The 24,029-nt window shown below is 35.4% G+C and carries 22 protein-coding genes, 1 pseudogene and 1 riboswitch; of the genes and pseudogenes, 15 read left to right on the plus strand and 8 right to left on the minus strand.

The window, feature by feature from the left end; translation table 11 throughout:
- The first annotated feature begins 5 nt into the window (after window positions 1-5).
- Both fabF and CNQ82_RS04675 read left to right on the plus strand, forming a co-directional pair.
- On the plus strand, window positions 6-1,250 hold the full coding sequence (gene fabF, locus CNQ82_RS04670) for a beta-ketoacyl-ACP synthase II (RefSeq protein WP_123144300.1): 1,245 nt from the start codon (window positions 6-8) through the stop codon (window positions 1,248-1,250).
- A 229-nt stretch (window positions 1,251-1,479) separates the two neighbouring features.
- The gene (locus CNQ82_RS04675; protein WP_123144301.1) at window positions 1,480-2,718 is read left to right on the plus strand and encodes an MFS transporter; all 1,239 of its coding nucleotides are present in this window, start codon (window positions 1,480-1,482) and stop codon (window positions 2,716-2,718) included.
- 33 nt (window positions 2,719-2,751) lie between these two features.
- On the opposite strand, the gene CNQ82_RS04680 is transcribed toward CNQ82_RS04675, so the two are convergent.
- The gene (locus CNQ82_RS04680; protein ID WP_123144302.1) at window positions 2,752-3,126 is read right to left on the minus strand and encodes a DUF3899 domain-containing protein; all 375 of its coding nucleotides are present in this window, start codon (window positions 3,124-3,126) and stop codon (window positions 2,752-2,754) included.
- Window positions 3,127-3,400: 274 nt separating this feature from the next.
- Between CNQ82_RS04680 and opp3b the strand changes: the two genes are divergently transcribed.
- The 7 genes from opp3b (at window position 3,401) to thiC (ending at window position 12,473) form a co-directional block, all read left to right on the plus strand.
- Window positions 3,401-4,327, plus strand: a complete 927-nt coding sequence (gene opp3b / locus CNQ82_RS04685; protein WP_095106255.1) for an oligopeptide ABC transporter permease — start codon at window positions 3,401-3,403, stop codon at window positions 4,325-4,327.
- Window positions 4,327-5,391, plus strand: coding sequence for an oligopeptide ABC transporter permease (gene opp3C / locus CNQ82_RS04690; protein ID WP_123144303.1), 1,065 nt, complete (start codon window positions 4,327-4,329; stop codon window positions 5,389-5,391). Before opp3b ends, opp3C begins: the two co-directional genes overlap by 1 nt.
- Before the next feature lie 14 nt (window positions 5,392-5,405).
- Window positions 5,406-6,488 carry an ABC transporter ATP-binding protein gene (locus CNQ82_RS04695; protein ID WP_095106251.1) on the plus strand — a complete coding sequence of 361 codons (1,083 nt, stop codon included), beginning with the start codon at window positions 5,406-5,408 and terminating at the stop codon, window positions 6,486-6,488.
- Entirely contained in the window at window positions 6,478-7,521 is a 1,044-nt protein-coding gene (locus CNQ82_RS04700) for an ABC transporter ATP-binding protein (protein WP_240624924.1), read from the plus strand. The genes CNQ82_RS04695 and CNQ82_RS04700 overlap by 11 nt, the downstream gene beginning before the upstream one ends.
- A gap of 15 nt (window positions 7,522-7,536) precedes the next feature.
- Window positions 7,537-9,201 (plus strand): peptide ABC transporter substrate-binding protein, encoded by a 1,665-nt coding sequence (locus CNQ82_RS04705; protein WP_123144304.1) that lies wholly within the window; start codon window positions 7,537-7,539, stop codon window positions 9,199-9,201.
- 163 nt (window positions 9,202-9,364) lie between these two features.
- On the plus strand, window positions 9,365-10,369 hold the full coding sequence (locus tag CNQ82_RS04710) for an MsnO8 family LLM class oxidoreductase (protein ID WP_338062298.1): 1,005 nt from the start codon (window positions 9,365-9,367) through the stop codon (window positions 10,367-10,369).
- An 87-nt stretch (window positions 10,370-10,456) separates the two neighbouring features.
- Window positions 10,457-10,554, plus strand: a riboswitch (TPP riboswitch).
- Window positions 10,555-10,727: 173 nt separating this feature from the next.
- Window positions 10,728-12,473, plus strand: a complete 1,746-nt coding sequence (thiC, locus tag CNQ82_RS04715; protein ID WP_123144306.1) for a phosphomethylpyrimidine synthase ThiC — start codon at window positions 10,728-10,730, stop codon at window positions 12,471-12,473.
- Window positions 12,474-12,561: 88 nt separating this feature from the next.
- On the opposite strand, the gene CNQ82_RS04720 is transcribed toward thiC, so the two are convergent.
- Entirely contained in the window at window positions 12,562-12,777 is a 216-nt protein-coding gene (locus CNQ82_RS04720) for a hypothetical protein (protein ID WP_164711944.1), read from the minus strand.
- A gap of 232 nt (window positions 12,778-13,009) precedes the next feature.
- A complete protein-coding gene (trpS, locus tag CNQ82_RS04725; RefSeq protein ID WP_123144308.1) occupies window positions 13,010-14,005 on the minus strand; it encodes a tryptophan--tRNA ligase in 996 nt (331 codons plus the stop codon).
- Window positions 14,006-14,410: 405 nt separating this feature from the next.
- Between trpS and spxA the strand changes: the two genes are divergently transcribed.
- The 4 genes from spxA (at window position 14,411) to pepF (ending at window position 18,816) form a co-directional block, all read left to right on the plus strand.
- A complete protein-coding gene (gene spxA, locus CNQ82_RS04730) occupies window positions 14,411-14,809 on the plus strand; it encodes a transcriptional regulator SpxA (protein ID WP_002481951.1) in 399 nt (132 codons plus the stop codon).
- 339 nt (window positions 14,810-15,148) lie between these two features.
- The gene (gene mecA, locus CNQ82_RS04735; RefSeq protein ID WP_095106239.1) at window positions 15,149-15,865 is read left to right on the plus strand and encodes an adaptor protein MecA; all 717 of its coding nucleotides are present in this window, start codon (window positions 15,149-15,151) and stop codon (window positions 15,863-15,865) included.
- 100 nt (window positions 15,866-15,965) lie between these two features.
- Window positions 15,966-16,925 (plus strand): competence protein CoiA, encoded by a 960-nt coding sequence (locus CNQ82_RS04740; RefSeq protein WP_123144309.1) that lies wholly within the window; start codon window positions 15,966-15,968, stop codon window positions 16,923-16,925.
- 82 nt (window positions 16,926-17,007) lie between these two features.
- Window positions 17,008-18,816: an oligoendopeptidase F gene (pepF, locus tag CNQ82_RS04745; RefSeq protein ID WP_123144310.1), complete on the plus strand. Its 1,809-nt coding sequence runs from the start codon at window positions 17,008-17,010 to the stop codon at window positions 18,814-18,816.
- A gap of 333 nt (window positions 18,817-19,149) precedes the next feature.
- Here pepF and CNQ82_RS04750 read toward each other — a convergent pair whose 3' ends face one another.
- The 5 genes and pseudogenes from CNQ82_RS04750 to CNQ82_RS04770 all read right to left on the minus strand — a co-directional run bounded on the left by CNQ82_RS04750 (window position 19,150) and on the right by CNQ82_RS04770 (window position 22,871).
- On the minus strand, window positions 19,150-19,479 hold the full coding sequence (locus CNQ82_RS04750) for a hypothetical protein (RefSeq protein WP_123144311.1): 330 nt from the start codon (window positions 19,477-19,479) through the stop codon (window positions 19,150-19,152).
- Between the two features lie 29 nt (window positions 19,480-19,508).
- A pseudogene (locus CNQ82_RS13395) lies at window positions 19,509-20,540 on the minus strand (C47 family peptidase); the annotation flags it as partial.
- A gap of 483 nt (window positions 20,541-21,023) precedes the next feature.
- On the minus strand, window positions 21,024-21,809 hold the full coding sequence (yjbH, locus tag CNQ82_RS04760) for a protease adaptor protein YjbH (RefSeq protein ID WP_095106216.1): 786 nt from the start codon (window positions 21,807-21,809) through the stop codon (window positions 21,024-21,026).
- 15 nt (window positions 21,810-21,824) lie between these two features.
- Window positions 21,825-22,196, minus strand: a complete 372-nt coding sequence (locus tag CNQ82_RS04765; RefSeq protein ID WP_240624941.1) for a globin domain-containing protein — start codon at window positions 22,194-22,196, stop codon at window positions 21,825-21,827.
- Between the two features lie 102 nt (window positions 22,197-22,298).
- Window positions 22,299-22,871, minus strand: a complete 573-nt coding sequence (locus CNQ82_RS04770; RefSeq protein ID WP_123144314.1) for a CYTH domain-containing protein — start codon at window positions 22,869-22,871, stop codon at window positions 22,299-22,301.
- 152 nt (window positions 22,872-23,023) lie between these two features.
- Between CNQ82_RS04770 and CNQ82_RS04775 the strand changes: the two genes are divergently transcribed.
- Both CNQ82_RS04775 and yjbM read left to right on the plus strand, forming a co-directional pair.
- On the plus strand, window positions 23,024-23,371 hold the full coding sequence (locus CNQ82_RS04775) for a UPF0738 family protein (protein WP_123144315.1): 348 nt from the start codon (window positions 23,024-23,026) through the stop codon (window positions 23,369-23,371).
- Window positions 23,372-23,387: 16 nt separating this feature from the next.
- On the plus strand, window positions 23,388-24,023 hold the full coding sequence (gene yjbM, locus CNQ82_RS04780) for a GTP diphosphokinase (protein WP_095106205.1): 636 nt from the start codon (window positions 23,388-23,390) through the stop codon (window positions 24,021-24,023).
- Window positions 24,024-24,029: the final 6 nt, after the last annotated feature.

The raw sequence follows: 24,029 nt of genomic DNA on the forward strand, positions 1-24,029 counted from the left end.
AAAGTATGAGCAAAGAGCAACGCGTTGTAATTACAGGACTAGGCGCATTATCTCCACTAGGTAATGATGCACAAACTTCATGGGAAAATGCCTTGAAAGGTGTAAATGGTATTGATGAAATTACACGCATCGATACTTCTGATTATAATGTACACCTAGGCGGAGAACTAAAAGACTTTAATATTGAAGATTATATCGAGAGAAAAGAAGCACGCCGTATGGATCGCTTCACTCAATATGCAGTAGTTGCTGCAAGAGAAGCGGTAAAGGATGCGCAATTAGATATTAATGATACTAACGCTGATAGAATCGGTGTATGGATTGGTTCAGGTATCGGCGGAATGGAAACATTTGAGGTTGCACATAGCCAATTACTTAACCGTGGTCCTCGCCGTGTCAGCCCATTCTTTGTACCAATGTTGATTCCAGATATGGCAACAGGTCAAGTATCTATTGATTTAGGTGCTAAAGGCCCTAACGGCTCAACAGTAACTGCTTGCGCAACAGGTACCAATTCAATTGGTGAAGCATTTAAAATCATTCAACGCGGTGATGCTGATGCTATGATTACAGGCGGCAGTGAAGCACCTATTACACATATGGCAATCGCAGGTTTCAGTGCAAGCCGTGCCTTGTCTACAAACGATGACAAAGAAACAGCTTGCCGTCCATTCCAAGAAGGCCGTGACGGCTTCGTTATGGGCGAAGGTGCAGGCGTATTAGTGATTGAATCATTAGAATCTGCTCAAGCACGTGGTGCAGAAATTTATGCGGAAATTGTAGGTTATGGTTCAACAGGTGACGCTTACCATATTACTGCTCCAGCTCCTGAAGGCGAAGGTGGTTCTCGCGCAATGCAAGCAGCTATGGATGATGCAGGTATTCAACCTAAAGATGTCCAATATTTAAATGCTCATGGTACAAGTACGCCAGTGGGTGACTTAAATGAAGTATTGGCAATTAAAAATACTTTCGGCGATGCTGCAAACAGCTTGAAAGTCAGCTCAACTAAATCAATGACAGGTCATTTATTAGGGGCTACAGGTGGTTTAGAAGCTATCTTCTCAGCACTTTCAATTCGCGACAGCAAAGTTGCACCGACAATTCATGCGGTAACTCCAGATCCAGAATGCGATTTAGATTTTGTACCGAATGAAGCTCAAGATTTAGATATTACTTATGCAATGAGTAACAGTCTTGGATTTGGCGGACATAATGCAGTTCTTGTATTGAAAAAATTTGCAGACTAAACGTATTATTAAATGAATGAAAAGCATTTGAAGCGATAAATCGAATCGTTTCAAATGCTTTTTTTATTTTTAGATTTTTAGCAAGTGTTAGAAGTATAAATACTTAACTTAGAATAAAAGTATTATTTTAGGGATAATTGTATATAATGAAGTTAACTGTTTTTTTAAATTTTACTGCAACTTATTAAAATAATATGTACAAATTAATTATCAGAGGAGGGTGAAAAGCATGCGACAATTTAATCAACTTTCCAGAACATTAAAAGCTAGAATGCTCTGCGACTTTTTGTTAACCCTCTCTAGTACTGCGATTTTACCATTCATGGCGCTTTACTTGACTACAATGATTAATGCAGTTTTTACTGGTATTTTCTTAATGACGACTATAATTGTCGGATTTATTGTGTCTTTTATCGGAGGTTATGTTTCTGATCACTTTGAGCGCAAAAGAGTAATCAGTTTTGTCCACGGTATTTATACATTTTGTTTAGTTGTACTGATAATTACAGTGAATATGCATGACATCGGTTTAATCTTATTTTGCACTACCTTCTTCATCTTTACTATTACCAATTCTTTCAAAATGCCTATTCTAGAGGCAGCAGTTATGGATGCCATTCATCCAGCAAAGCGCGAGTTCATATATCGTTTTTTCTATTGGATGAATAACATCGCGACTGCAATCGGCATGTTAATCGGTGCAGCGTTATATGCTGAACATCGTCACGTGCTATTTGGGCTTTTTCTCGTTGCGAACTTGATCAGTTGGTACGCCTTTGTATTCATCTATGATGTGCATCAGAAATTTGCGAATCATGATTCTTTAGATTCTGTGGTGAAAAAGTTTGTGCGCGGTTACGTTCAAGTCTTTAAAGATAAATCTTATAGCATTTTGGTTTTGGCATTCAGTTTGGTCTTCATGGCTGAAGCAAGCCTCGATACTTATGTCGTTGTTCGTCTGCAAAAGACATTTGAGCCGCTTTCTTTTTTAGGAATTGAAATTGATGGCGTGCGTATTTTTACTTCGATTATGATTGTCAATACAATCACTGTGGTATTCTTAACATTTTATATTAATCGCTTAGTAGAAAGCTATTCGAAGAAAGTGATATTTCTAATCGGAATGATTTGTTATACGTTTGGTTATGGCATGATAACTTCTGCTAATACATTCTTATTAATTATAGTGTTTGCATTTATCGCAACTATTGGAGAAATTATCTATTCTCCGATTTATAATGCTGAAAGGTTTGCATTAACACCTGAGGATGCGAGAGGTGTATACAGTTCAATCAGTTCATTGGGTTTTACAACTTCAAAAATACTCGCCCAATTAGGTTTGGTGATTGGAGCATTTCTGACCCCATGGATGATGTCTATTTATACTGGTTTGATAGTTTTAATCGGATTCATCTTAATGTATTTAGTATTGTTTAAAACATCCAAAGTACCAGAAAACCAAAAATAAAAAGTTAAAACGGCGACGTGAGGTTGCCGTTTTTTAAAAAGTCAATATTGCACATAAACATAAAAATATGAAAAGTGCATTTATAATTGTTATCCGCTTTGCCCAAGCTTCTACTAAATAGAAATCTCTCTTTGCTTGTTTAGGATTCATAAATTCATCATCTTTCCAGGCTTTTTGATGCTTCTTACCAGCCATCTGATAGCGAATACGTCTAAAACCATAGCTGGTCGCATCAAAGACGCCATCTTGAACTAAGATAACTACAAACCCCGCAATAAATAAGACCATACTGACGATAAATAAAATGTCTATATAATTTGGCCATGTATGTGCCTTGAATCCCCAAATTATTAAACTTACTAAAGGTGCAAATAACACCCAAATTAACCATTGTATATATTTATTCATTTTTTAACCCCAATCAGTAAAATTATATTCCGTCCCAACTATTAATGATAACTATAAATAATTTTTCATAGAAATTCAAAAAGATTTAAAAGTTGCCAATCCCTTGTTAATCCTAAGTTTATTATACATGTTTTACGGAACTTTTTGTTGCAAGATTTAAATTATTCAAAAAATTATGTTGATTTAGAATGCAAACTATCGATATAATAATATTAAAATATTTCTGAATAATTAGAAGGGAATGTTTATTTTGGACTTATAAGGGGGATTGTCAATGCTTAGATATGTACTCAAACGTTTTGGATACATGTTGATTTCTTTGTTCATCATTATGACTATCACTTTCTTCTTAATGAAATTGATGCCAGGTTCACCATTTAATGATGCAAAGTTAAGTGCTGATCAAAAGGAAATTTTAAATGAGACATACGGTTTAAATGATCCAGTCATCGTGCAGTACTTACATTATCTGAAAAACGTAGTTACAGGAGATTTCGGAGTATCGTTCCAATATCATAACCAACCTGTTTGGGATTTAATACAGCCTAGATTAGGACCTTCCATGGAAATGGGATTAACGGCGATGGTTATCGGTATAATTTTAGGATTGATTTTGGGGGTAGCAGCTGCAACGAAACAAAACACATGGGTGGATTACTCATCTACAGTAATTTCAGTTATTGCTGTATCAGTTCCATCATTCGTATTAGCAGTATTGTTACAATATGTATTTTCAGTAAGATTAAGATGGTTCCCAGTAGCAGGTTGGGAAGGCATTTCTACAGCCGTCTTACCATCTCTAGCACTTTCAGCGGGCGTACTTGCAACTGTTGCACGATACATACGAGCGGAAATGATTGAAGTGCTGAGTTCGGATTATATCTTATTAGCAAGAGCCAAAGGGAATTCTATGATGCGTGTGCTTTTCGGTCATGCACTAAGAAATGCTTTAATTCCAGTTATTACAATTATCGTTCCGATGTTAGCAGGTATTTTAACAGGGACACTAACAATCGAGAACATCTTCGGGGTACCAGGACTAGGGGATCAATTCGTAAGATCCATTCAAACGAATGACTTCTCTGTCATTATGGCCACTACACTTTTATTCAGTACGTTATTTATTGTATCGATTTTCATTGTAGATATTCTGTATGGAATTATCGATCCGCGTATTAGAGTGCAAGGAGGTAAGAAATAATGGCAGAAAATAGAGAACACTTGCATGGAGATTACTCCAATGCAGCATTAACACATACTACAGATGGAGAAAATGCACCAGATTTCTTACTTGTAGAACAAGATATTGAAAGAGAACCTGAAATTCAACGCGAAAGTAAAAACTTCTGGCAAGATGCATGGAGTCAATTAAGACGAAATAAATTAGCGGTCATCGGTATGATTGGCTTGATTTTAATCATTATTATGGCATTAATTGGTCCTTTGATGAGTAGCCATGATTATGCAGAACAAGACGTTAACCGACGTAATTTACCAGCTAAAATTCCAGTATTGGATAAGGTTCCCTTCTTGCCATTTGATGGGCAAGGGGCAGATGGAACCAATGCTTATAAAGATGCTGGCGTCAAAGAGAACTTCTGGTTCGGTACAGACCAATTAGGACGTGATTTATGGTCACGTACTTGGCAAGGGGCGCAAGTTTCACTCTTTATCGGGGTTGTAGCAGCTGCACTAGATATTTTTATCGGTGTAGTGTACGGAGCAATATCCGGATTCTTTGGAGGACGGATAGATGATATAATGCAACGAATTATTGAAATTATTGCTTCTATTCCAAACTTAATCGTTGTAATCTTATTCGTATTGATTTTCGAACCTTCTATTTGGACAATTATTCTTGCCATGGCCATTACCGGATGGATTGGGATGAGCCGTGTAGTGCGTGGAGAATTCTTGAAATTAAAAGGACAGGAATTTGTCTTAGCATCTAGAACATTAGGGGCTTCAAAATCAAAATTAATCTTCAGACACATTTTGCCGAATACATTAGGAGCGATTGTTGTAACTTCAATGTTTACAGTACCAAGTGCGATTTTCTTCGAAGCTTTCTTAAGTTTCATCGGTATCGGGGTGCCTGCACCAAAAACATCGCTTGGCTCGTTAGTCAATGATGGACGCGCCATGTTATTAATTCATCCACATGAATTATTTATTCCGGCATTAATTTTAAGCTTATTAATCTTATTCTTCTACTTGTTCAGTGATGGATTGCGTGATGCATTCGATCCGAAAATGCGTAAATAAGGGAGGCAGTTCATATGGCAGAAAGAATATTAGAAGTAAACGACTTGCATGTCTCCTTTGATATCGACGCAGGAGAAGTGCAAGCAGTCAGAGGCGTAGATTTTTATTTAAACAAAGGGGAAACTTTAGCGATTGTAGGAGAATCTGGTTCTGGTAAATCAGTGACTACAAAAGCATTAACAAAGTTGTTCCAAGGTGATGTCGGCCGCATTAAAAAGGGCAGAATCGACTTTTTAGGAGAAGATTTAGTTAACAAGCCGGAAAAAGAGCTGATTAAACTAAGAGGAAAAGACATTTCTATGATTTTCCAAGACCCGATGACTTCTTTGAATCCTACAATGCAAATTGGCAAGCAAGTTATGGAACCTTTGATGAAACACCGAGGATTTAATAAAACGCAAGCTAAGAAGAGAGCGCTGGAAATCTTAGATATGGTGGGACTTCCTAATGCTAAAGAGCGTTTTAAAGCTTATCCTCACCAATTCTCAGGAGGACAAAGACAGCGTATTGTTATCGCAACTGCTTTAGCTTGCGAACCTAAAGTACTCATTGCGGACGAGCCGACAACCGCATTAGACGTAACAATGCAGGCTCAAATTCTAGATTTGATGAAAGAATTGCAAAAGAAAATCGATACGGCCATTATCTTTATCACACATGATTTAGGGGTTGTTGCCAATATAGCGGACAGAGTTGCAGTGATGTATGGTGGTCAAATGGTAGAAACAGGAGATGTAGATGAAATCTTCTACGACCCACAACATCCATATACTTGGGGATTATTATCTTCTATGCCTGACTTAGAAACTGGTACTGAAACAGAACTAGTGGCTATTCCAGGTACACCACCTGACTTATTACATCCACCTAAAGGGGATGCGTTTGCAGCCAGAAGCCAATATGCTTTAGGTATCGATTTTAAAGAAGCGCCGCCATGGTTCCAAGTTTCACCGACGCATTTTGTAAAATCATGGCTGTTGGATGAACGTTCTCCTAAAGTACAACCGCCAGAATTGGTGGTTAAACGTCAAAGAGCAATGCCGAATAAATTTGAGCACGCTGAACGTGTAGAAAGGGTGGCGTTCAATGAAGGATAATCAAAATAAAGATTTTAAAGAAACAAGCGGAGCATTAGAAAAGCAAGATAAAATTGACAAAGAACAAGCAGAAATAAAAGAACAACGCCAACCAGCTGAAGATAAAGAAGTATTAGTTCAAGTTAAAAATCTAAAGCAATACTTTAATGTTGGAAAACGTAACGAAGTCCGTGCCATTGAAAATATTTCGTTTGATATTTATAAAGGGGAAACATTCGGTTTAGTGGGAGAATCTGGTTGCGGTAAATCCACAACAGGAAAAGCACTGATTAAATTAAATGATGCAACAAGCGGAGAAGTGTATTACGAAGGGGTTAATATTCAAGATATTAAAAACCGTAAAGACATGTTGAAATTCAATAAGAAAATTCAAATGATTTTCCAAGATCCATATGCTTCGCTTAATCCGAGATTGAAAGTTATGGATATTATCGCTGAAGGTATTGATATTCATAAATTAGCGAAGAATACTAAAGATCGTAAGAAGCGAGTGTATGATTTATTAGAGACAGTTGGATTGAATAAAGAACATGCTAACCGTTATCCCCATGAATTCTCAGGTGGGCAAAGACAACGTATCGGTATTGCCCGAGCGTTGGCAGTTGAACCAGAATTCATCATTGCTGACGAACCGATTTCAGCATTGGATGTCTCTATTCAAGCGCAAGTTGTCAACTTATTGTTGAAATTGCAACAGGAAAAAAATATTACATTCCTGTTCATTGCGCATGACTTATCGATGGTGAAATATATTTCCGACCGTATTGCTGTAATGCATTTCGGTAAAATTGTAGAGATCGGTTCAGCGGAGGAAATTTATAATCATCCTTTACATCCTTATACACAATCTTTGTTATCAGCAGTACCACAGCCTGATCCAGAAAGTGAGCGTACAAGAACACGTATTACTTATAAAGAAAATGCAGAAGAAAATCCGAATCGCTCTCTGCAAGAAATCAAACCTGATCATTATGTTTTTGTGACGGATCAAGAAGCGGAAGAATTGAAACAAAGATTAGAACAAACGGTGTAAAGGGGGAGAAGCATTATGAAGAAAAAATTAATTTCGTTTGCCTTAATGCTTGGGATTGCAGGGTTAGTTTTAAGCGGGTGCAGTCAAGGCGGCGGTATTTATGACGGGAAAGGGCAAGTTTATCGAGAAGTAATTCCTCAGGATATGAGCACATTAGATAATGTTTTAGCTACCGATGAAGTATCTTTTAATACTTATAATCAAGTGTTTGAAGGTTTGTATACTTTAGATGGTAAAGATAAGATTCAACCAGGAGTAGCAAAGAGTAAGCCGAAAAAAAGTAACGGTGGTAAAACATTGACGATAGATTTAAGAAAAAATGCCAAATGGTCAAATGGCGATCCGGTTACAGCTAATGATTTTGTTTTTGCTTGGAAAAAAGCTTTAAAACCAGAAACGGCATCTGAATATGCCTATATTATGTATGACTTAAAAAATGCACAAAAAATTAATGAAGGTAAAATGCCTGCCGATAAATTAGGCGTTAAAGCTTTAAATAAATATAAACTTCAAATTGAATTAAATAAACCATTACCATACTTTGAACAAATGCTTGCCTTTGGTACATATATGCCGCAAAATGAAAAAATCGCTAAAAAATATGGTAAGCGATATGGAACAACAGCTAATAAAGTTGTTTATAATGGTCCATTTAAAGTAAAAGACTGGAAAGTAGAAGATAAAATTCTTTTAGAAAAAAACGAAGACTATTGGGATAAAAAAGCAGTTAAGTTAGACAAAGTCAGCTATAAAATTTTAAAAGACCAACAAGCAGGTGCTTCTTTATATGATACAGGTTCTGCTGATGTTACAGAAATAACATCTGAACAAGTAGATAAATATAAAAAGAATCCAGCTTTGTTTAAAAGATTATTTGCTTCTACATTTTTTATAAAATTAAATGAAAAGCAACAGAAAGAATTCAAAAATAAAGACATGCGCTATGCCATTGCACAGTCTATCAATAAAAAAGATTATGTTGATACCGTGTTAAATAATGGTTCGTCACCATTTGATGGATTCACTGCAAAGGAAACGGCTATTCTTAAAGATGGAAAAGATTATGCATCATTAGTGAAATCTCCGCTGAAATATAATACGAATGAAGCTAAATCTCATTTTGAAAAAGCGAAGAAAGCACTTGGAAAAGATAAATTTACTTTCACTTTAAATACCCAAGATACAGCTTCCTCTAAAATTTCAGCACAATTTATCAAATCGCAAATCGAAAAGAATTTGCCAGGGGTAACAATCAATATAAAACAATTACCATTTAAACAACGTGTAACTGCAGAATTATCAATGAATTATTCTATGTCTATATCTGGATGGGGGCCTGATTATCCTGATCCAATGGCATTCTTAGATACTATGACTACTGGAAATGCTCAAAATAATACAGATTGGGGCAGTAAACATTATGATGATATGTTGAAAGAAGCCAATGGTCCTCTTTTAAAGAAACCTGATGAAAGAATAAATAAATTAAAAGACGCCGAAGAATTTATGTTGAGTGAAGCTCCAGTTGCGCCACTTTATCAACAGGGTAGAGCATACTTGAAAAATCCACAAATTAAAGGTGTGGTTTATCACCAAGTTGGTGGCAAGGATTCATTGAAACATGCATATATTGATAAGAGCATCGATAGAGAAACAGGAAAGAAAAAGAAAGATAAATAAAGTGGTCTTTAATGGGAGAAGTTCACTTCAACTTAAATAATTGTTGCTAATTTAGCAGATAGAAGCTGGGACATTAATTTGTTCCAGTTTCTTTTTATGTCTAGAGCGAGCAAATTGACTTCATATACAATTGCTCATACTATGGCATTAAAAGAGATTATGGATGGAGGGAATGTCCATGTTGCCGATTAGTATACTGGATCAAACACCTATTATTAAAGGACAAACAGTCAAAGAAGCGCTTAATCATACGCTAGAACTTGCACAACTCGCTGATGAGTTAGGTTATACAAGATACTTTGTATCAGAACATCATAACCTCAAAGATGTAGTGGGAACTTCACCAGAAATTTTAACGATGTATTTGCTGGATCATACAAAACGGTTGCGTATAGGTTCTGGTGGAGTAATGTTGCAACACTATCATCCGCTGAAAGTCATTGAACAATTTCATATGATAGATGAACTTTCTGACCATCGTGTAGATTTAGGTGTAGGAAAGGCACCAGGAGGATTTCCAAAAGTTGTAGATATTTTGCAAGAAGAATTGCAAAAGCCGCTTCCATCCTTTAATGAAAAGTTTTCGCTTTTAAATCATCTGAACCAACGAAATTTTGATGAGGCGTCAACTTATCATGGTATACGGACAGCACACAGAGAGGAAAATAATCAACCCGTCCCAATCTATTTATTAGGTGCTAGTAAAAAGTCAGCGCTACAAGCAGCCGAAACGAAAACAGGTATAATTTATGCATACTTCATTAATTCTGACCAATCAGCGCTTGAAGAAGCAGCCGAAGCTTATCATTCACTTTATCCTGAAGGTCGTTTTATTGTCAGCATACCAGCTGTCGTTACTGCAGATGGTTCGCAAAAGTTGCCATTTCGTTTTTCACAACGTCATTACGAACTTCTTTTTGATAGTGGAGAAAGAATCGTGTTAAATACGAAACAACAAGTAGAAGAATTTAAAGCTGAATCTACTGCAAGCTTTGAAGTAGTCGAGAAGAGAATGCGTATTATCAGTGGGACTAAAGAAGAGGTGACAGCTACACTCGATAATATTAATCGCAGTGGATTAATAGATGAATGGATGCTGCATATGCCTGTGCAAAGTCATCAATTAAGAATGAATACTGTAAAACAATTAGCGCCTGCCACTTCCTAAGATAGATTCAGATTATGATTACTTCATAATTAAAATTGACTTGTATAATAAAATATTGAATGTTATCATAAATTTGTAAATTAAATAATTCATTGCTAGGGGTGCCTATTTGGCTGAAAGATAATTATCAACCCTTTGAACCTGATCTAGTTAGCACTAGCGTAGGGAAGCGTTTATAATTGATGAGATAAGTGTGGATTTAATAATAAAGACATTGTATATTAGTGTATTTATTATGAATTCCTAAATATAAATTCTTTGCTGCGCATTCATAAATTAAATGAATGCGTTTTTTATTTTATCACGTATTTTTTGGCAAATATTCCTCCTAGCTTTGATTTTGAGGAGGCTATTTTTAATGAAACAAGAAGAAATTGAATTGAAAAAAGGATTCCCGGCAAGTCGCAGAATTTTTAAACAAGGTGCAGAAGCGGATATTCGTGTTCCCTTCAGAGAAATTGAATTAAGTGATACGGTAACTGAATACAGTACGGAAGAAAATCAACCATTTGTCGTTTACGACACTGCAGGCCCATACCATGAAGAAGGCTATGAAGTAGATGTTCAAAAAGGGATTCCAGATTTACGTTCTGATTGGATTAAAGCACGCAACGATGTTGAAAGTTACGAAGGACGCAAGGTGCAGTCTATTGATAATGGCTTCAAAAAGGAAGGGCATCGTAAATTTGTAGAGACACCTTTCCAATATCAGCCTAAGCGCGCTAAAGCAGGCAAAAGAATTACTCAAATGCATTATGCTAAGCAAGGCATCATTACAAAGGAAATGAAATTTATTGCAGTACGTGAAGGTGTAGAAGCAGAATTTGTCCGTGATGAAATTGCGAGAGGACGCGCTATTATTCCTAACAACGTCAATCATCCGGAGTCAGAGCCGATGATTATCGGTAAGAATTTCCAAGTGAAAATTAATGCTAATATTGGGAATTCAGCTGTTTCTTCATCCATTGAAGCAGAAATTGAAAAGTTAGTTTGGGCAACACACTGGGGCGCTGACACTATCATGGATTTATCTACTGGGAAAAATATTCATGCGACACGCGAATATTTATTAAGAAACTCTCCAGTTCCAGTAGGTACAGTTCCAATTTACCAAACTTTAGAAAAAGTGAATGGAGTAGCGGAAGATTTAACTTGGGAAATTTATAGAGATACATTAATAGAACAAGCAGAGCAAGGCGTGGATTACTTCACAATTCATGCAGGCGTGTTATTACGCTATGTACCGTTGACAGTAGATCGTTTGACAGGCATCGTATCACGCGGAGGCTCTATTATGGCGCAATGGTGCTTAGCACATCATGAAGAAAGCTTCTTATATGAGCATTTTGGTGACATTTGTGAAATCTTAAATCGCTATGATATTGCAGTATCTCTAGGCGACGGTTTACGTCCAGGCTCCATTTATGATGCAAATGATGAAAGCCAAATTTCTGAATTGAAGACATTAGGAGAATTGACAGATATTGCTTGGGAACATGATGTACAAGTGATGATTGAAGGTCCAGGTCATATTCCGATGCATAAGATTAAAGAAAACCAAGATTTAGCTGATTTCTATTGTAAAGAAGCGCCGTTTTATACTTTAGGACCGCTTACAACAGATATTGCTCCAGCATACGACCATATTACTTCAGCAATAGGAGCTGCTCAAATTGCTAGTCACGGCACTGCAATGCTTTGCTATGTTACGCCTAAGGAACATTTGGGATTACCAAATAAAGATGATGTACGTGAAGGTGTAATTACTTATAAAATCGCTGCCCATGCTGCAGATTTAGCGAAAGGTTTGCCTGGTGCGACAGAACGTGATGACGCTATAAGTAAAGCGCGCTTTGAATTCCGTTGGATAGATCAATTCAACTTATCTCTAGACCCTGAACGTGCGCGTGAATATCATGACGAAACGCTACCGAAAGAATCAGCGAAGGTAGCGCATTTCTGCAGTATGTGCGGACCTAAGTTCTGTTCAATGCGTATTTCTCATGATTTACGTCAAAACCATTTTGATGAAAAAGAAAGACAAGAAGCGATGAAAGAAAAAGCACAAGACTTTGTGAATCAAGGCAGTAAAATATATCAATAAAACAAAGAAGAAGTAGCCGGCACGGAATGTGTCGGCTGTCTTTATGGAACAGGATGAGACAGTGATTTTATGTTTCGTCCTATTTCTGCTAATGATGAATAACTGCAAGCAGCATTGTCTCAACGTAGATAATGAGACTTGTAATTATCCAGAAAGCATCAGAGCTTTGTATGGAACTTAAAGTTTCGGAAGCGTTTTTATTAGTTTTCTTATTGTTAAAGTGAAAATGACCGCCATGATATAATTTTTTAATCAAGATACCTGCAAATATTACGAAAGCTAAAATGAAGAGTGCGTAGTTCAAAGCTGCATAATAATTTACAAATAAATTGAAAAGTAAGTATAGAAATAAACCAACATACAAAAGGATTCTAAAAGGATGTAATTGCAAAGTAAGTCACTCCGTTTCGATGTATTTATATTATTATACGACACTTTCTTTAACGGATAAATATAAAGTTGTACAAATCTCATAGGGATTCAAATAAAAAATTGCACCCGCGTTAAAATGGGTGCAATTCCTTTTAAAATGAATGTTATTTTTTACGTTTACGACCTAGTCCCATTGCACGTTCCATTTTTTCTAATGTACGCGCAGAAGCTTTAATCGCTTTGTCGCGGCCAAGGTCTAAGATATCATCTAATTTTTCAGAATGATAATAGCTTTCGTAGCGTTCTTGGAAATCAGTTAAGAATTGTTTTACGACTTCTGCCAAGTCACCTTTAAACTTACCATATCCTTCGCCTTCATAACGAGCTTCTATCTCTGCAATAGATTCGTCAGTAAGACTAGAGTAGATACTTAATAAATTACTGATGCCTGGCTTGTTATCTTTATCGTATTTAATAATACCATCTGAATCTGTTACGGCACTTTTAATTTTCTTAGCTGCTGTATTAGGATTGTCTAATAATGAGATATAGTTTTTAGTATTGTCATCACTCTTACTCATCTTTTTAGTTGGATCTTGCAAACTCATTACACGTCCGCCGATTTTCGGCATGCGTACTTCTGGTTTGATTAAAATATCATTGTAACGACTATTAAAACGATCCACTAAATTACGTGTTAGTTCTAAATGCTGCTTCTGATCTTCGCCGACAGGAACAATATTTGTATTGTAAAGTACAATGTCTGCTGCCATTAATGGCGGGTAAGTCAATAAGCCAGCTGGAATACCTTCTGTTTGTTTTTGAGATTTATCTTTGAATTGCGTCATTCTTTCTAACTCGCCAACAGATGAGATAGTTGTTAACATCCAACCTGCTTGAACGTGAGCAGGAACTTCAGATTGTATGAAGAGCGTTGATTTTTCTGGATCAATGCCAGATGCTAAATAAATTGCTGCCAATTGACGGATGCGTTCACGTAATTTAAGTCTATCTTGTGGAACTGTAATTGCGTGTTGGTCTACGATGCAGAAGAAACAATTATAATCATCTTGGACTTCACTGAACTGTTTCAGTGCGCCGATATAATTTCCTAAAGTTGGAATACCGCTTGGTTGGATTCCTGAAAATAGAGTTTCCATTTTTGATGCCCGCTTTCTATGTAGAATAAGATATTTATTTCATTATAGCAGTATTTTCTTTGTTTGTAAGGTGTGTTAAACTAGATACGTAGGCAGTTTTTGACATATTGCAAAGTTTAAATTTTGAAAATTCTAAAGCAAATCAGAGTTGAAAAATCAAATAGTCGATGTGTTTGAAATTTTCTATAAATAATTTCCGGATTCTCATTTAATTTTAATGTTGAATGGGTATAATTCAGATATAACGTTAAGAGAAAGAGAAATTTATAACGTGAAGACAAAGAAAATGTTAAGTATTCTTAACTTAACATATTTGAGTACTGCGTTTGAATTTATAAAGTTTTTCCTTAACCAATTCATTTAAAATCAATGAATTTAATTCATGATAATAGGAGAGTGAGATGTATGGTAACACTATTCACATCACCAAGCTGCACATCTTGCCGTAAAGCGAAAGCATGGTTACAAGAACATGACATTCCGTATACGGAGCGTAACATTTTTTCAGAACACTTAACAATTGATGAAATTAAACAAATCTTAAAAATGACAGAAGACGGAACAGATGAGATTATCTCAACTCGTTCTAAAACATATCAAAAATTAAACGTCGATATCGACTCTTTACCATTGCAAGAATTATATACAATCATTCAAGATAACCCAGGTCTATTACGTCGACCAATTATCTTAGATGAAAAACGTTTGCAAGTAGGTTATAACGAAGACGAAATCCGTCGTTTCTTACCAAGAAAAGTGCGTACGTTCCAATTACAAGAAGCACAACGAATGGTGGACTTATAAGTTTAAGTTCTAACTGAATTATCCTGTAAAGAGCTGCAGTACAGTTGTGCTGTGGCTTTTTATGCTTGCGGTCATAGAATATTAAGACGTTGATAGACACTATAACTGAATCTATCAGACAAGTCGTTTCTATAGAGTATTTTAGGGTAATATGTTAGTATAATAAGTCAACGGTACGTCACTCTTCATACCATAAACAAATAGATTGTAATTTGCATACCGTTTTAATACAATATGGGTACTATTCTAGGTTGTCGAAAAAGTAGACCATACCTAGACTCTAGAAAGTTGTTCTAAAGTCTAGTTTTGCTATTCATCGACTGTAAGGAGTGAGATGATATGAGAATAGAGCGCGTAGATGATACAACAGTTAAACTTTTCATAACGTATGGTGACATTGAATCAAGAGGTTTCAAAAGAGAAGACTTATGGACAAACCGTCAACGCGGTGAAGAATTCTTCTGGTCTATGATGGAAGAAATCAATGAGGAAGAAGACTTTGTAGTCGAAGGTCCTCTATGGATTCAAGTTCATGCTTTTGAAAAAGGCGTGGAAGTTGTCATTTCTAAATCGAAAAATGAAGAAATGATGAATATGGCTGATGACAATATGAATAATGAATTCGATCGACAATTAAATGAATTACTTGAACAAACATTTGAAGATGAAAATGAAGAAAGTGCACAAGGCAGTCAACAACAAAGAAAAGCACATGCTTCAGATCATTCTAAACGTGCACGTCATACAAATGGACGTTTAGTGATTGTAAAATTTGATGATTTAGAGTCAGTTATCGATTATGCTCACCACAGCAATCAACCAACTGATGACTTTGAAGATTTATTATATATGTTAAATAACGAATATTATTATGCAATTCACTTCGATGATAACGTAGGTGAAGAAGTAATTAATGATTTCTACAGTCAGTTACTTGAGTTTACTCAACCAAGCGATAAATCAGAAGTATACTTGAATGATTATGGCAAAATTATTATGAGCCATAATGTAACAGCTCAAGTTCGTCGTTTCTTTACTGATACAACAGAAGCTTAATTGAATATAGATAGATGAACCTGTTCCGAGTGGAGCAGGTTTTTTATTTTTTGAAAAGAAAAAGACCAACATTGAACGTTTAATATAATGAGGTGGTTCAATGCTTATCGGAATGTCAGACAGCGGCCAACTTACAATGGCCAATCAAGCTGATGGTAATACTGCTTATTATTGCCCGCACTGCAAATCGAAACTTATTTTGAAAAAAGGAAATACTAAAGTGCCGCATTTTGCACATTATCATCTATCTCCAACTTATTGCAGTAAATCAGAAACGCTCTTACATTATCAAGTGAAATATTATTTAGCTTATATCTTAAAAAATCAGGGTTATGATGTGCAAATTGAACCTTATATTAAAGGGGCTTATCAATATCCGGATTTATTGGTGAATCAACAATTCGCGTTAGAAATTCAATTTTCCAATATACCTGTTTCAGAAGTGCAGAAAAGAACTTTAGGATTACAACTTCGAGGTATTGAAGTAATTTGGATTGCTGATTTAAATCAAATAATGACATCACAAATGCGTTTCAATCAAATGATCAGCAGTTTCATTCATCCTTACAATAGAAATTTATATGCTTTTGACACGAACAGCCAAACTTTAAAAGTAATCGAAAATATTCAACATATAGGCGGGAGCAAGTTCAAAGGAATGCTACGAAGAGCGGATGTAGAGACTATTTTTCAACAGAGAAAACTTGAAATGACACCTGAAGTTAAAAGGCTGACAAATACTCAAGTATATCGTTATGTGAAAAGTTGCCGCAAAGCACGTTCAGTATTAGAACCGACGCTAAGTAGTTTATATCAGATGAGAAAGAATACAGAGTGGCTGGCGCATCATTGTAATTATCTTTTCCCTCAGCAACTATACATTTGTAATCATCCTATTGCCTGGCAAGTGCAACTATATCAACAATTAATGCGGGAAGATTTTGATATACACAACTTTCAGAAGCTCTTGAAATTCCGGACTTTTTATATAGAAGGCCCGACACCAGAAATGATTACACAACAAATTGTCAGTCAATTCAAACAAATAGAGCGCTTATAGTTGTAATAACGTGCAAAATAGCGTGATTAATGAGAAAATTAAGCTATTACTATTTATAAATGTTCGAGGAGGCTTTTTATTTATGAGTCAACAATTGACAAGAGAACAACAAGAACAGAAACATCCTGAATATACTTGGGATTTAACGACAATTTTCGAAGATGATGAAGCGTTCGAGAAAGCTTTCAAAGAAGTAGAAGGCTATTTAGGCGCTGAAGAAAAATTTAAAGGTCATTTAGCTGATAGTGCAGAAACATTATATGAAGCATTAGCTTTAGAAGATAAAATTGAAACAGAATTAGAAAAAGTCTATGTTTATGCGCATCTTAAACAAGACCAAGATACAGGCAATGATAAATATACGGGTTATGAAGCCCGTGCGCATCAGTTAGCAATTAAATTAAGTTCAAGCTGGAGTTTCCTTGTGCCAGAAATTTTGCAAATTGATGAAGATACAATTCAAGCATTTATTAATGAAAATAAAGATTTAGAACGTTATGCCTTTGATTTGAAATTAATCAATGAACAACGTCCGCATATTTTAAGTGCAGATAAAGAGAAATTATTAACTGAAGCTCAAGATGCATTATCTACACCAAGCAATGTTTACGGCATGTTTAGCAATGCTGATTTAGAATTTGAAGATGCAGTTGATAAAGATGGAAATAAACATCCGCTCACTCAAGGCACATTTATCAAATATCTAGAATCAGATGATCGCGAACTGCGTCGTTCAGCATTCCGCAATTTATATAAAGCTTATGGCGCTTATAATAATACTTTAGCGGCTACGTTAACAGGTGAAGTGAAAAAACACGTATTCAATGCACGTACACATAATTATAAAACAGCACGTGAACAAGCATTGAGCAACAACCATATACCAGAAGAAGTATATGATAACTTAGTTAAAACAGTTCATAAATATCTCCCTTTATTGCATCGCTATACTGCTTTACGTAAAGAAGTATTAGGATTAGATGACATGAAAATGTATGATTTATACACTCCGCTCGTTAAAGATATCCAATTCGAAATGCCTTATGATGAAGCTCAAGAATGGATGCTTAAAGCATTAGAACCGATGGGGGAAGAATATTTAGAGGTGGTTAAAGAAGGATTGAACAATCGTTGGGTCGATGTATATGAGAACAAAGGCAAACGTTCAGGCGGTTACTCATCTGGCGCACATCTAACTAATCCGTTCATCTTATTGAACTGGTCAGATACTGTTTCGGATTTATTCACGCTCATTCATGAATTCGGACACTCTGCGCACAGTTATTTCAGCAGAAAAAATCAACCATCTAATCATAGCGACTATTCAATTTTCGTGGCAGAAGTAGCTTCAACTACAAACGAAGCTTTACTAAGTGATTATATGGAAAAACACTTAGACGATGAACGTCGTCTGCTCTTGTTGAACCAAGAATTAGAACGTTTCCGTGCAACACTCTTCCGTCAAACAATGTTTGCAGAATTCGAGCATAGAATTCACCAAATCGAAGAAGCGGGAGAACCTTTAACTGCCAATCGTATGAACGAAGAATATGCGAAATTAAATCGTGAGTACTTCGGTGATATCGTAGAAACTGATGAAGATATCAGCAAAGAATGGTCACGTATTCCGCACTTCTATATGAATTACTATGTATATCAATATGCAACAGGTTATAGTGCTGCGCAAAGTTTAAGCTATCAAATCTTGAATGAAGGTAAACCTGCAGTCGAACGCTATATTAATGAATTCTTGAAAAAAGGCAGCTCAAATTATCCAATCGAAATTCTTAAAAATGCTGGAGTAGATATGAAATCTCCAGAACCTATTGAGCAAGCGTGCCAAACTTTCGAAAGAAAATTAGACGAGTTTGAAAAATTAATCAAAGCGTAAACATTGTGAAATCGTTTACAATATGACAAGTTTGTGACAAAAACGTTTTCATGATTCAACCGTCTTGAAAAGGGGATTTTAGCGTGGTATATTATGACCATGAAATTAATCACATAACAAACATACCCCTTTGTTTGAAGTGAAAAATTTCTCCCATCCCCTTTGTTTAGCGCCGTGTATTCAGACACGGCGTTTTTTTATTGCCTAAAATTTTAAAGTATCATTGAGATAGAATAAGCCGACAGTGAATGATGTTACTACACCATTCAACTGCCGGCTTTTTTGTATAGGGATAGAGAGAACTTTCTATTTATTACCGAAAAAGGAAGGGGATTATCCTTTTTCTAGAATAAATGGCTGAGAACTGCCTATTGCTTTTAAATTCATAACTTGGTAACTGAGATGGTGCAGATCATTCAACTTCAAATGAATGACGAAATCTGCATCGAAGTCTTGTGTTAAAGTCATCTCATTATCTGTAGTGCTAATCGTTTTAATTTCATAGATATCTTTTAATTCGCTAGATGTAGAGTAAAGTATGTGTACATTGACAGAAAGAGAATCATCTTGATTGATCCATTCACCTTTAAATTGTTTCAATAATTCTGCTTCTGCATCTGATAGAGCGGTGAGATATTTTACATTAAGATTAATCTGTTCCATATTTACAAGTCATCCTTTTTATAACGAGTTTAGTAACCAGGGATTGCTGAGAACCACTTGAAGTGAGAACCATCTGACACAGGAATAATATCACTGTCAGCAGGTTGCAAGGATACATCGCGGTCCCAGGGATTCCAAAATACAATTACTTTTTGTCCATTTGCAAGTACAGCATTACCTACCACTGCCATTGCATGACGGCCATGCAAGCCATTAGGTGATGCTTCAAGTCTTTGACTTAGTATTGCTATACCCTGATTTTTAGATGTGTATTGGTCTACCATCTCGAAACTTGGCATCCCATTGTATAAGCTAGGATTTTTACCTTGTGAGCGACCATATTGAATCATTTCATCTGGTGTTAAACCAGTGAATTGGAATCTTTGGCCAGATAATCCTGGGTGGATTGTGCGCATAATATCTTGCGCTCTATATTGGTTAGTATTTTTAGTGGCATTTAATAAGGCAGCCATCGTAAATCCTGCACACCAACCATTATTTCCTTGTGTTTCGCGAATTTGGAAATGAGGCAATGTATTGACATATTTGGTAGCAACACTCTTTTGAGCAGCTACAGCTTTTGAAGCATCGACAGTTTGGTTCGTTTGTACTTTAGGAGGTGCAGGTGTAGCAACAGGTGTTTGATCATCTGCTAACTTAGTTTGTTTAATCATGGACACTTTATTATCATGTTCGACAAAATAACCGTCTTTATTTGTGAATATAGTGACAGGTATATTATTTTGACGATATTGATTGAGTGCATCCGCGATAAACTTAGAAATGTGTACGCTGTAATTTGCACTATTTTTATTTACATTTAAATCATTTTCGTTTTTAGGTGTCACGGTCAAGACATATTTGATTGTGTCACCTTGCATAATTGGATAATAGTAGTTGCCGTCTTCTTGCCCGTTTAATTTATAAATTTTAAATGGGTTACCTAATTTATATTCACCATTTGAACCTGTTTTATCAATCTGGGACAATGCTTGCGCATAACTAGAGAATTGAGCTTTGGCTTGTTGTTCCGCTTTAGCAGGAACTTCAGTATTGCTGACTTTTACTTTTAAGAGGCAGGACCCTTATCTTGTGCATAAGTAGAGGATGAAAAAGCAAAGATACCACTTAATGCCATGATGAAAGAAAATAAAATTATTGCTGTGTTCTTAAAACTCAATTTGATACTGTTCAAAATAATTCCTCCAATCATTTTTAAAATATTAATAATGCAAAATATCTCAACTCGAATATATCATAGAATTCTTTATGAAAATATATAATTTAGTAAGAATAGGATTAATGTATGAAAGTGTTATTTAAGATAAGATAAAATGATAATTTAAAAATAAAAATCTAATTATATGCAATTAGATAGCGCATGAGTTGGGAGGAGGTTCAATTTGCGTGGATATCGTATAGCTATTAAACACACTAAGGCTAAATTTATTTTTTTGTCCGCATTAAAAAATAAAAAACACCTTAATCGTTAGCTTTTAAATCTAACAATTAAGGTGTACTTCAAAATGTAATTATATTTATAATTATTTCGCTTTCCAAAAGTCTCCTTCCGGATTGCTGAGCTTTTCTATTTTCTGTTGCAGTGCTAATTTCTTCAACTCTTTTAATAACATCTTTTCTGGCCATTCATATATCGTTAATAACTCTTCAAATGTAACAAATTGCTGCTCTTTGATATAAGTCTCGAGTTTAGGCGGTAATTCTTTTTCGATAGGGGTTCCCATTAACTCATTAATAATATAAGTATAAATGTGATATGGATACAATCCCTCAACTTTTAAGCCTTCTTCAGTCACGTCTTCGTTAAAGAACACAAGGGAAGGTGCTTGATCAATTTCCATTTCACGCGCAATATGCAAATCAACTTTCAAACTGTCTTTGAGTTTGCCGCTCTTCAAGTCTTCCTTGAAAACTTCATATTCTAATCCTGCATTCTTAGCCGCAGTCTTAATCATTTCTTCAGTAATGATGTCTCGCTTGGGAATAATTTCATTCTGCATGAGATGAATGAAACGTTCTGCACGAGAACGGCCTTGTAATTCTGCTGCTTTATATGCCAAAGCGATATTATCATTTTCTGAACTGCTTTGTGCTTGACATTTTGTTAAAATCCGCAAAGATGGGTTTAAAATATGACGAATACGGATATATTGTTTATATTCAACCCTTAATTTTGACAAGATTGCTGAAAGTTTAAAGCAATCTTCATCAAAGGGATCGAAGAAAGAATAAATTTCAATTTTACTCACAGGTGAAAGATTGGTATCATCTTGTCTATTGTTACATATTAACTTTAATTCTTCAGACATCTAATTCACCTACAATTAATTTTCAGAATTAACCATATGATGGGCTGTCATCCGCAGTCTTTCATATAGGTATTCACCAACACCTGCAGGGAGCTCTGCATGTTGAATCGCTTTATTCATATTTTCTAACCAGGCGTCTCTTTCAAATGATGTGATTCTAAATTCCATATGTCGCATTTTCAGCATTGGGTGTCCGTGCTCTTCAGTGTATAAAGCAGGTCCGCCTAAAAACTGTGTTAAAAATTGTTTTTGCTTGCGACTTGTTTCAGCAAAGTCACCGGGAAAGAGATAATTTATTCTTTCATCTTTTTCAACAAGAGAATAAAAGTAATCTATCATACTATATAATCGCTCTTTACCTATGACTTCATATGGATTTGGAGCCATAACATCACCCTGTTTCTTAAACATATATCTAATATAACATGAATTTTTACATTTTAAAGTAATACGACTTTTGATGTAGAGTATTATACATTATATGTGAATTTATTTACTTTTAGCTTTGAAAAAACGTTGAACTTTATTTTTTGGTACATAAGATTTAATATCGAATTCTTTTAAAATACTTTGGAATTTTGCCAAACCAGTTTCAGGATTTTCAACTTCAAATTCTAATTCATAATCTTCAATGCCCAAATATTCGCTATGGTCGAGAACCAGCAGTCCTTCTTCGATTTCTGTTTCCATTCTATGGGTTGTCAGTGCCCCTAATACATGCAGTTTTTCCGTATCAATACCAGAATCCTTCAAGACTGAAAAGATATCTTCTGGCAATTGATTTGAATGAATATGTTGTCCATGCTCAGGTACAATGTGCGTTTCATTATTATATTCAGTCAATCCGACTTCTGCGGGTACTTTTAAGGTCATTTCATATTCTTTGCCGATTTGACGAATGCGTAATGCCATTAATTGTTCAGCTAATTCAAAGTCCGGTGTATCAATATAAAAATTAATTTGTGTAAATGGCTGTTGACTATTAAAAAAAGCTTTTTTCAAAGCAGTATATTCCTCTTCAGATAAGAGTTGTTTGTATTCGATTTCTTGGTTAATCGCCATAATTTCACCCCTTTGTTTGTATATTATGGAGGATTTTTTCATTGAATGAAAGCAATTCAAATTTCGTATAATTAGATGAAGCGTTTAGGTTATGTAATGGACTCAATACATATGTTAAAATAATGAGGAATAACACAAGGAGGAACACAGGTATGCGAATTTATGTAAATGAAATCAAGGTGAAAGACGATGGCATCTATTGCTATACTGATAAATCTACAGAAGGTTTAAAGGAAGCAGGACAAATGCTTGTGGATAGTGACAATTACGGATTTGCCTATATATTAGATGATGGACAATCGTATTCTTATCTTATCTTTGTGAAAGAAACATGGTCGATGCTCCATGAAAATAAGGGTAAAGCAATATATATCAATGATGATTTAAAATTAGAAATGTTTGATCAAGAATTAGACTATATTCTAAGTAATATTAAAGGCAACTCAAATTACGGTAAAGACTTTGTAGCGGAAGTTGAGGAAGCATTTGAGTTGGAGTGAAGCGGAGTGAATCACTATGAATCAATGGGATCGATTTTTAACCCCTTATAGACAAGCAGTGGATGAATTAAAGATAAAATTAAAGGGCTTGCGCAAAATATACGATTTGGAACAAGATGCATCACCGATTGAATTTGTGACAGGTCGTGTCAAACCTTTGACGAGCATTATTGAAAAAGCCACAGAAAGAGGCATTCCATTTGATCGCTTGCATGAAGAAATGTACGATATTGCAGGTTTAAGAATCATGTGCCAATTTGTGGATGACATTGAAATTGTCGTTAATTTATTACGCCAAAGAAAAGATTTTAAAGTTATCGAAGAAAGAGATTACATCAATAACACGAAAGAGAGCGGTTATCGTTCTTATCATGTAATCATAGAATATCCAATTGAAACATTGGATGGACAAAGTAAAATTTTAGCGGAGATACAAATACGTACTTTGGCCATGAATTTCTGGGCAACGATTGAACATACTTTACGTTATAAATACGATGGGGACTATCCTCCAGAAATTCAAAAGCGTTTAGAAAATGCGGCTGAAGCAGCTTTTTCACTAGATGAAGAAATGTCTGAGATTAAAGATGAAATACAAGAAGCGCAACGTTATTATTCGAAAAAAAGGGCGAAAAAACATAATCAAGAGTGAGGTGCA

The sequence above is a fragment of the Staphylococcus debuckii genome (genome assembly GCF_003718735.1).
In the GTDB taxonomy this organism is placed as follows: domain Bacteria; phylum Bacillota; class Bacilli; order Staphylococcales; family Staphylococcaceae; genus Staphylococcus; species Staphylococcus debuckii.

Coding starts and splice junctions, on each gene's coding strand:
- trpS (WP_123144308.1), bottom strand. CDS start 14,005: ATGGAAACTCTATTTTCAGGAATCCAACCAAGCGGTATTCCAACTTTA.
- opp3C (WP_123144303.1), top strand. CDS start 4,327: ATGGCAGAAAATAGAGAACACTTGCATGGAGATTACTCCAATGCAGCA.
- CNQ82_RS04700 (WP_240624924.1), top strand. CDS start 6,478: ATGAAGGATAATCAAAATAAAGATTTTAAAGAAACAAGCGGAGCATTA.
- fabF (WP_123144300.1), top strand. CDS start 6: ATGAGCAAAGAGCAACGCGTTGTAATTACAGGACTAGGCGCATTATCT.
- pepF (WP_123144310.1), top strand. CDS start 17,008: ATGAGTCAACAATTGACAAGAGAACAACAAGAACAGAAACATCCTGAA.
- CNQ82_RS04750 (WP_123144311.1), bottom strand. CDS start 19,479: ATGGAACAGATTAATCTTAATGTAAAATATCTCACCGCTCTATCAGAT.
- CNQ82_RS04770 (WP_123144314.1), bottom strand. CDS start 22,871: ATGGCGATTAACCAAGAAATCGAATACAAACAACTCTTATCTGAAGAG.
- spxA (WP_002481951.1), top strand. CDS start 14,411: ATGGTAACACTATTCACATCACCAAGCTGCACATCTTGCCGTAAAGCG.
- yjbH (WP_095106216.1), bottom strand. CDS start 21,809: ATGTCTGAAGAATTAAAGTTAATATGTAACAATAGACAAGATGATACC.
- CNQ82_RS04740 (WP_123144309.1), top strand. CDS start 15,966: ATGCTTATCGGAATGTCAGACAGCGGCCAACTTACAATGGCCAATCAA.
- CNQ82_RS04675 (WP_123144301.1), top strand. CDS start 1,480: ATGCGACAATTTAATCAACTTTCCAGAACATTAAAAGCTAGAATGCTC.
- CNQ82_RS04680 (WP_123144302.1), bottom strand. CDS start 3,126: ATGAATAAATATATACAATGGTTAATTTGGGTGTTATTTGCACCTTTA.
- mecA (WP_095106239.1), top strand. CDS start 15,149: ATGAGAATAGAGCGCGTAGATGATACAACAGTTAAACTTTTCATAACG.
- opp3b (WP_095106255.1), top strand. CDS start 3,401: ATGCTTAGATATGTACTCAAACGTTTTGGATACATGTTGATTTCTTTG.
- CNQ82_RS04710 (WP_338062298.1), top strand. CDS start 9,365: ATGGAGGGAATGTCCATGTTGCCGATTAGTATACTGGATCAAACACCT.
- thiC (WP_123144306.1), top strand. CDS start 10,728: ATGAAACAAGAAGAAATTGAATTGAAAAAAGGATTCCCGGCAAGTCGC.
- CNQ82_RS04775 (WP_123144315.1), top strand. CDS start 23,024: ATGCGAATTTATGTAAATGAAATCAAGGTGAAAGACGATGGCATCTAT.
- CNQ82_RS04765 (WP_240624941.1), bottom strand. CDS start 22,196: ATGGCTCCAAATCCATATGAAGTCATAGGTAAAGAGCGATTATATAGT.
- yjbM (WP_095106205.1), top strand. CDS start 23,388: ATGAATCAATGGGATCGATTTTTAACCCCTTATAGACAAGCAGTGGAT.
- CNQ82_RS04705 (WP_123144304.1), top strand. CDS start 7,537: ATGAAGAAAAAATTAATTTCGTTTGCCTTAATGCTTGGGATTGCAGGG.
- CNQ82_RS04695 (WP_095106251.1), top strand. CDS start 5,406: ATGGCAGAAAGAATATTAGAAGTAAACGACTTGCATGTCTCCTTTGAT.